Below are 8,509 nucleotides of genomic sequence, written 5' to 3'. Positions count from 1 at the left end.
GGTTCGCAGCCTGTCATTTGCGGCTGTACCATCAGACTCTGGCCGCCACCCGCCACGGATCGCACACATCGAGAGCACCTGTCCCCGATGGCAGGCTGCAAGCGGTTTACTGACGGCCGGTCAGAATACGCGCCGCTTCAATTGAGAAGTACGTCAGGATACCGTCGGCGCCGGCGCGCTTGAAACACATCAGCGACTCCATCATGACCTTGTCGTGGTCCAGCCAGCCGTTTTGCGCGGCCGCCTTGATCATGGCGTATTCGCCGCTAACCTGATAGGCGTAGGTGGGCACGCGGAAGTTATCCTTGACTTCCCGCACGATGTCCAGATAGGGCATGCCAGGCTTGACCATGACCATATCGGCGCCCTCGCGGATATCCGCTGCGATTTCCCGCAACGCCTCGTTGCGATTGGCCGGATCCATTTGGTAAGTCATTTTGTTGGATTTGCCCAGGTTGGTGGCCGAACCCACCGCATCGCGAAACGGTCCGTAGAAGGCGCTGGCGTACTTGGCCGAATAGGCCATGATGCGTGTGTAGATCAGCTTTTCCTTTTCCAGGGCCTGCCGGATGGCGCCGATACGGCCGTCCATCATATCGCTGGGGGCGACGTAGTCGGCGCCGGCGCGGGCTTGGGTCAGTGCCTGCTGCACCAGGATGTTGGTCGTCTCATCATTCAGTACATAACCGTTTTCATCCAGCACGCCATCCTGCCCGTGGCTGGTGTACGGGTCCAGCGCCACATCGCACAAAATGCCCAGCTCGGGAAATGCTTTCTTGAGCATGGCAATGGTGCGCGGAATCAGGCCGTCTTCATATGTGGCAGCAATACCGTCAGGCGTTTTCAGTGCCGGGTCGATAGAGGGGAACAACGCCATCACCGGAATGCCTAGCGAAACACAGGTCTCGGCCACCGCCAGCAGCGTGTCGGGGCTGTACCGGTTTACGCCTGGCATGGAGGCTACCGCTTCGGTCACGCCCGTGCCTTCCTTGATGAATACCGGGTAAATCAGATCATTGACGGTCAGGACATTTTCCTGAACCAGGCGGCGCGAAAAGTCGTCGCGACGGTTGCGGCGGGGGCGGGATGCGGGAAAATCGGCAGTGATAATTGAAGTCATGGTGTTATCCGTATTGCAGTCAGCACCGCAAGGGTGCAATGGAAAGGTGAAGCAAAAAGGGATGATCAGAAATCATCCACAGGTTTGTGCCGGCCCAGGGCATGCGAGCAAGGGGCGGTGACTGCGGCAATCTTGCCCGTCGTCGGCACAGGCTGCTTTCCGGCCCGGTGCTTGCGGACACCCGTGGCAAGCAGATATCCTGAACAGCGTACTGAAACAAGCCCGATTGCGTCGATTGTGTCATCAGAGTGCCCGACGCCCGAAAAGTTCAGCCCGATTGGCTGCCTGCTCACGAAAAGCGCGGCAATCAGGGGACGACCTGCGGAGAAATCCAGTTGACGATGCTGCTGTCAGCCTCTTCCAGCCCGATGCGTTGCGTAGCGGAAAACGGCACTGCATTCAAGGCGCCGATATCAGCCAGCTCCTTTTTAACCGCAAAGACCGCCTTGATGCGTTGCCCGTAAGGCAGTTTGTCTGCCTTGGTCAACAGCGCCAGCACGGGCTTGCCGGTAGGCGCAATCCAGTTGGCCAGACGCTTGTCCAGATCGGTTACGCCACGGCGGATGTCGATCAGCAGCACGACGCCGGCCAGCGAGGTGCGCTGGCGCAGATAGGCGCCCAGCACTTCAGCCCATTCTTCGCGGGCGTCGCGCGCGACAGAGGCATAGCCGTAACCGGGCAGGTCGGTCAGAAACCCGAGCGGCTGCTCCGGATCCAGCGGATCGGGGATGCCAAACAGGTTGATCAGCCGGGTGCGTCCTGGCGTCTTGCTTGAAAACGCCAGCCGTTTCTGGTTGGCCAGCACATTGATAGCGGAAGATTTGCCGGCGTTGGAGCGGCCCACAAAACAGACTTCAGGCGCCCCTGGCGGCGGCAACTGGTCGAGCCGGGCGGCTGAAGTGTAAAACGAGGCGCGATGTAATATTGACACAAAGGGTTCCGGCAAAAAAAGATTCGTCCTCTATTGTATAATTGCTAGGCCAAAAAATGCCTAAATTCATGTTTGAGGTTTATACTTCCGTGTTTATACGCATTTGTCTTTTAAAATACGGGCCGTGGCTGCTAAAGTGCGCCCCAGATCCATGGGATCACAGAGGATATTCATGAAGCGAGTTTTAACAAACATTCTGGTTGCCGGCAGCGTTCTGGCTGGTATGGCCTTCGGTACGGCAGCTTTCGGCGCAGAGGCCGCTGCTGCATCCGCTGTTCCTGACGCCGAGAAAGGCGCTGCCCTTTATACAAAGGGTGATACTTCTCGCGGCATTCTTGCCTGTGTCGCCTGTCATGGCGTCAACGGCAACAGTGGCGTTGCCATGTACCCGAATCTGGCCGGCATGCCTCATGAATACCTCACGCTTCAGCTTGAACACTTCAAGGCACCCGCCGACAAGGTTATTCGTGGCACGCCAGACGGCAAGCCTACAGCCATGGCGCCTATCGTGGCACAAATGACCAAGGAAGACATGCAGAACCTGTCAGTCTTCCTGAGCAAACAGCAACTGACCCAGCCTGCCAAGGCCAAGCAGGGTGACAACCGGAAGGTCGTCGAACGTGGTCGCCAGATCTGGCGTGCCGGTATTCCTGAGCGTAGCGTTCCTGCCTGTGCATCGTGCCACGGCGCGACCGGCCAGGGTATCCCATCGGCCTTCCCACGTCTGTCCGGTCAGCATCCGGAGTATCTGGAAGCTCAGTTGCATGCCTTTGCCGATGGCTATCGCACGCAGGGTGGCGCAGAAAACATGATGGGTAAAATTGCCAACCGCATGAATAAGGCAGACATCCAGGCCGTTGCAGATTACGCAGCTGGCATTCGCTGATTCGACAGCCTTTCGATTAGCGGCAACCTGGCAATTGGCCGCGATCGACAATTTCTGACCCGCGTTATGGAACTTTTCCGTAACAATGGGTCAAAGAAGGGGTAACGCGCATTGTGTGCCCCTTTTTCTTATGACAAATTCAGTATCTCGACCAACTACCAGAGCCTGGGGCGCCCAGCTCGTTGAATTGCTTGGCTCCATGCGTTTTGCTGTGAGCCTTCTCATGTTTATCTGCGTGGCCAGCATTATTGGCACGGTCCTGCAGCAAAACCAGCCTGACTTGACCTACACCGATCAGTTCGGCATGTACTGGTATGCTGTATTCAGCAAATTCGGCGTGGCGCAAATCTACAACACCTGGTGGTTCCTGCTCATCATGACTTTTCTGGTGGTCTCCACCAGCATCTGTCTGATACGCAATGCGCCCAAAATGCTCAAGGACATGCGCTCTTTTCGCGAATATATCCGCGAAGGCAGCTTGCGTGCTTTTCCACATCGCATTGATATCCAAACAGGTCTTACCTCCGCTGCCTCACTCGCGCGAGTCCGCAGCTGGCTGAAAAAAGAAGGGTATGCGGTCAAGGAAAAAACAGACGCCAGCGGCACGCTGCTGGCGGCCAAAAAGGGCAGTGCCAATCGGCTGGGCTATATTTTTGCGCATTCGGCCATTGTGATCGTCTGTATCGGCGGGCTGCTCGACAGCGAGTTGCCCAACCGCCTGCAAATCTGGCTGGGCAGCAAGCAACCCATTCCCGACACCGCCCGATTCGTTTCCGATGTGCCCGAAGCGGCGCGTTTTTCGTCTGGCAACCCCAGTTTTCGCGGCAATGTCTCCATCGCCGAAGGCAATTCAGCCAACACCGGGATTCTGGCGCTCAGCGGCGGTCAGTATTTGCAAATGCTGCCCTTCGATATCAAGCTCAATAAATTCATCATCGAGTACTACGAAACCAATGGCATGCCCAAGCGCTTTGCCAGCGAGGTGACGATTACCGACAGGGAAACAGGCCAGGTTTCCAATGAAACCATCGAAGTCAATCACCCGTTTCAGATGCATGGCATTACGCTGTATCAGTCAAGCTTTCATGACGGCGGCTCCAAGGTTTCCGTGACCGGCTATCCGCTGGCGGGCAACGGCAGTGCGCCGTTTGAGCTGTCGGGCGCGGTCGGCGAGCAGACAGGCGTGACCACAACCCTCAATGGTCAGAGCAAAAACTATACCGTGACCTTCGAGGACTTCAAGCCCATCAACGTCGAAGATCTGTCCGCCCCGAATCCGGGTGCGGCCCAGCCCAAAACGTTCCAGGAAGACATTCTGGCCGTGACCGGCAGCGCAGCCGGCAGGAATGACAAGAAACTACGCAACATTGGCCCCAGCGTATCCTATACGCTGACCGATGATCGCAACCAGTCCATCAAGTTCAATAACTACATGCTGCCGGTTATGCTTGAAGACTCACCGGTTTTCCTGATCGGTATGCAGTTGCCCGGCGATTCGATGTTCCGTTATGTCCGGATCCCTGCAGATGGTAAAAGCACGGTCAGCGAATTTCTGGCCATGCGCGCGGCATTCAATGACAAGGCGATGCGCCTGAAAGCGGCGACGGCGTATGCAGAGAAGAATCAGGATGGCCGTATCGATAAAGCGGTCATCGTCCAGCTGGCCGAGCGCGCGCTCAGCGTCTTTGCCGCCGACGGCTTCGCCGGTATCGACAAGTATGTTGAAGGCGAGGGTGTGTCCGAAAGCGACCGAGTTCCTGCACAGTTGCGCGAGCCCATGAAGAAAATCCTGCGCGAGTATCTGTTGTTCAGTGCCATTGAACTGCGCAACCTGGCGCGCGAACAGGCCGGTCTTGCGCCCATCGTTTTCGAAGGGCCGGATGCTCAGGCACAGGCGCGCTGGTTTGACCTGTCCTTGCGCGCAGTGTCTGACCTGGCAAATTACCCGGCGCCCATGTTTTTTCAGCTGAAAACCTTTCAGCATATTCAGGCCACTGTTTTGCAGGCCACGCGTTCCCCGGGTAAACTAATGGTCTATGGGGGATCAATCCTGCTGATATTGGGTGTGTTTTCCATGTTCTACATCCGTGATCGCCGAATCTGGATCTGGGTCAAGCCCGGTCAGGACGATCAGGATAGCCGTATGATGGCAGCCATGACCTCGCAAAAACGCACCCTCGACTTCAATCGTGAATTCGAGCGCTTCCGCCATTACTTTACTGGCAACGAAAAAGCCTAGAGGCAAATATGTCAAATACCGTTGTGACCGCATCAGGAGCCGCCGACCAGTTGGTCGATTGGGAAAAGAACATTACCGAGTCCGGCGACAGCCGCATGCTGCGCGGCAAACCGGACTTTTCCGACATTTTGTTCCTGCTGGTGTTGCTGGCAGGGGCCATCTACGCCATCATTGAGTACCCCGACTCGATGGATTACTACGAGAAAGCCATTCTGGTCGGCATGACATTTGCGGCCACCTGGATGGGCTGGCTGTGGCGGCCCGTGCGCAAGCTGATGATTGCCTGTGCCCTGGCAGCCGGTCTGGCGATATGGCTGTATGACGGGCAATTGGCGCATGCGGAAAGTAATTTCCTGCTGAAATACCTGCTGTCTTCGCAATCGGCCATTTTGTGGATGTGTGCACTGTTTTTCATGGCCACCGTGTGCTACTGGATCGGGTTTGTCAGTACTACCGGCGCCTGGATGGGGTCGGCCCTGACCTGGACCGGCGTTTTTGCCGGCTTCACCGGCCTGCTGGTGCGCTGGCGCGAGGGCCATCTGATCGCGCCCGACATGGGGCACATCCCTGTCAGCAACCTGTATGAAGTCTTCGTGCTGTTTTGCCTGATCACGGCCTTGTTCTACCTGTATTACGAGAGACGCTACAACACGCGTGCCCTGGGTGGCTTTGTGTTGCTGGTCATTTCGTCTGCGGTCATCTTCCTGCTCTGGTACACATTCGAGCGTGACGCTGCAGTGATTACGCCGTTGAATAACGCCCTGCGCAGTTGGTGGATGAAACTGCACGTGCCGGCCAATTTCATTGGCTATGGTTCCTTTGCCCTGTCCGCGATGGTCGGCTTCGCTTATCTGGTCAAGCAGCATGGCGCCACCACCAGCTGGAAACCCATGATTCCGCTGCTGGTCGTGGGCGGCGCCATGGTGTCGGAGCTGTTCATTTTCCGTGACAAGGACAATATGGGCTTCTGGTTCGTCTACTTCCTGGGCAGCCTGGCCATCGTTGCCGCTATTTTGCTAGGGCGTCGCGTCATTGCCGCCAAATTGCCGCCGCTGGAAGTGCTGGACGACATCATGTACCGGTCCATCTCCATCGGCTTTGCCTTTTTCACCGTGGCCACCATTCTGGGCGCGTTCTGGGCTGCTGATGCCTGGGGTACGTATTGGCAATGGGATCCGAAAGAAACCTGGGCCTTCATCGTCTGGCTCAATTATGCTGCCTGGCTGCACCTGCGCCTGATGAAAGGCATGCGCGGCACGTTTGCGGCCTACTGGGCGCTGGTTGGCCTGGTTATCACCAGCTTTGCCTTCCTGGGCGTCAATATTTTCCTGTCGGGCCTGCACTCCTACGGAGAGCTGTAAGCCACTGCTTACGGCCAGCGCCGGACAGCCAAAAAAAAGGGATACCCGGTTATACAGCAACCGGGTATCCCAACAGGGAAAATCGTCAATTTGTTCATATTCGCTGCGCCGACCGGCGCTTGCGCTCTTTACTGTTGCGTACCCCAGCGCCGTACAGTCATTTTCTCCAGGGTCGTAAACACCAGGTTCTCAACCACCAGGCCCAGGATCACGACCATGACCAGCCCGGCAAATACCTGCGCGGTTTCCAGTTCATTTCGGTGCTGGAACACATACCAGCCCAGGCCGCCCTGGCCGGATGATGCGCCAAAGACCATTTCTGCTGCGATCAGCGTACGCCAGGCAAAGGCCCAGCCAACCTTCAGGCCGGACACAATGGACGGCAACGCGGCTGGGATCAGGATCTGCCAGACAAACCTGAGTCCGCGAAGTCCGTAGTTCTGTCCTGCCATGCGCAGCGTTTGCGGCACGCTCTGAAATCCCGCGAAGGTGTTGAGGGCCAACGGCCACATGACTGAATGAACCAGTACAAACAACAAGCTGGTAGTACCTAGCCCGAACCACATGAGCGCCAGCGGCAGCAGGGCAATGGCCGGCAAGGGATTGAACATGGATGTAAGGGTGGAAAGAACATCCCGGCCAAGGCGGGTGGAAATGGCAAATGTAGTCAGAAAAAAGGCCAGTATCACACCCAGTGCGTAGCCTTGCAGCAACACCGACAGCGAGATCGCCATGCGGGCCGGCAATTGGCCATTGGCCAGGTCAGCCCACATGGCGCCAATGGTGGCGGTAAATGTCGGCAGAAGCAGCTCATTGTCCTGCCAGCGGCCGACCATTTCCCAGATCATCGCCAGAACCGCCAGGATCAGGATCTTGCGAATGCCGTCATGATTGAGCAGGCGATGCGCCAGGCTCAGGGGTTCGCGAACCGACTCGGTCTGTGCCGCCGGCGCCAGTGCCAAGAGCGGATATTCGAACTCCGGTCGATAGGGGGGGTCGATGCGCATGCTAGGCTGGTTCATGGGAACGCTCGGCAACGGCAGGATCCGATTCGGAGACAGGCAATTGCTCGAACAGAAGGCGGTGAATGCGGCTGGTTGCTGCCTGAAACTGCTCGCTGCCCGCGCTATCCATATTGAATTGATGGCTGTTGAGCTCTGCGCGCACCCGGCCCGGATGCGGCGACAGCAGCAAAATCCGATTGCCGACCACCAGGGCTTCTTCTATGGAATGGGTCACGAACATTAATGTGACCCGGGTTTCGTCCCACAATTGCAATAATTCTTCCTGCATTTTGCGCCGGGTGAGTGCATCCAGGGCGGCAAACGGCTCGTCCATCAGCAGCACGGCCGGCTCCATCGCCAGGGCGCGCGCAATCGCAACGCGCTGCTTCATGCCCCCTGACAGCGTATGCGGATAGGCATGCAGGAAGCTGCCCAGACCGACCCGGTGCAAATAGTGCTCGGCGCGTTCCCTAGCCTGCACCTTGTCCAGCGTACGCGAAGCGCGCAGGGCAAAGACGACATTCTGCAGCACCGTCTTCCACGGGGCAAGCTGATCAAATTCCTGAAACACCACCACGCGGTCGGGCCCAGGCCCGGAAATGGTTTTGCCATTCAGGGTAAAGGCGCCTGATTGGGGTTTGATAAATCCGGCAGCTGCTTTGAGCAGACTGGACTTTCCACAGCCGGACGGGCCCAGTAAAATGAACCGGTCGCCTTTGTAGATGGAGAAGCTGACGTCCCGCGTCGCCTGTACAATGGCATTGCCGGTCTGGTACTGCAGGCTTACTCCTTGCGCACGGAACAGGGCTTCGGGCAGGCTGGCTTCTTGGGAAGCATCACCACGCTGCAAAGAGTCCTGGTCTGCCAAGTGGATGGACGCGTTTTGGTCAGAGAGCTGGGATTTTTGCTTTGGTTGCTCAGGAGCGGCAGCCAGTCGCAATGAGGTGTTTTTCAGTGCATGGGCCATA

7 protein-coding genes are annotated in these 8,509 nt (G+C 57.3%); 3 read left to right on the top strand and 4 right to left on the bottom strand.

The window, feature by feature from the left end; all coding sequences use genetic code 11:
- Window positions 1–106 precede the first annotated feature (106 nt).
- Both hemB and yihA read right to left on the bottom strand, forming a co-directional pair.
- The gene (gene hemB / locus ACTIKR_RS09745) at window positions 107–1,120 is read right to left on the bottom strand and encodes a porphobilinogen synthase (protein ID WP_442327741.1); all 1,014 of its coding nucleotides are present in this window, start codon (window positions 1,118–1,120) and stop codon (window positions 107–109) included.
- 307 nt (window positions 1,121–1,427) lie between these two features.
- Window positions 1,428–2,051 (bottom strand): ribosome biogenesis GTP-binding protein YihA/YsxC, encoded by a 624-nt coding sequence (gene yihA, locus ACTIKR_RS09740; RefSeq protein ID WP_193090047.1) that lies wholly within the window; start codon window positions 2,049–2,051, stop codon window positions 1,428–1,430.
- A 172-nt stretch (window positions 2,052–2,223) separates the two neighbouring features.
- On the opposite strand from yihA, the gene ACTIKR_RS09735 reads away from it, so the two are divergent.
- The 3 genes from ACTIKR_RS09735 (at window position 2,224) to ccsB (ending at window position 6,537) form a co-directional block, all read left to right on the top strand.
- The gene (locus ACTIKR_RS09735; protein WP_193090048.1) at window positions 2,224–2,937 is read left to right on the top strand and encodes a c-type cytochrome; all 714 of its coding nucleotides are present in this window, start codon (window positions 2,224–2,226) and stop codon (window positions 2,935–2,937) included.
- An 85-nt stretch (window positions 2,938–3,022) separates the two neighbouring features.
- A complete protein-coding gene (locus ACTIKR_RS09730; protein ID WP_442327740.1) occupies window positions 3,023–5,176 on the top strand; it encodes a cytochrome c biogenesis protein ResB in 2,154 nt (717 codons plus the stop codon).
- An 8-nt stretch (window positions 5,177–5,184) separates the two neighbouring features.
- Window positions 5,185–6,537, top strand: coding sequence for a c-type cytochrome biogenesis protein CcsB (ccsB, locus tag ACTIKR_RS09725; protein WP_193090049.1), 1,353 nt, complete (start codon window positions 5,185–5,187; stop codon window positions 6,535–6,537).
- Between the two features lie 128 nt (window positions 6,538–6,665).
- On the opposite strand, the gene ACTIKR_RS09720 is transcribed toward ccsB, so the two are convergent.
- Window positions 6,666–7,559: an ABC transporter permease gene (locus ACTIKR_RS09720; protein ID WP_226817251.1), complete on the bottom strand. Its 894-nt coding sequence runs from the start codon at window positions 7,557–7,559 to the stop codon at window positions 6,666–6,668.
- Window positions 7,546–8,508, bottom strand: coding sequence for an ABC transporter ATP-binding protein (locus tag ACTIKR_RS09715; RefSeq protein ID WP_442327739.1), 963 nt, complete (start codon window positions 8,506–8,508; stop codon window positions 7,546–7,548). The genes ACTIKR_RS09720 and ACTIKR_RS09715 overlap by 14 nt, the downstream gene beginning before the upstream one ends.
- Between the last annotated feature and the right edge of the window lies 1 nt (window position 8,509).

It is taken from the genome of Advenella sp., from assembly GCF_052108595.1.
Lineage (GTDB): Bacteria > Pseudomonadota > Gammaproteobacteria > Burkholderiales > Burkholderiaceae_B > Advenella.
This window is presented reverse-complemented; position numbering and strand designations above follow the sequence as displayed.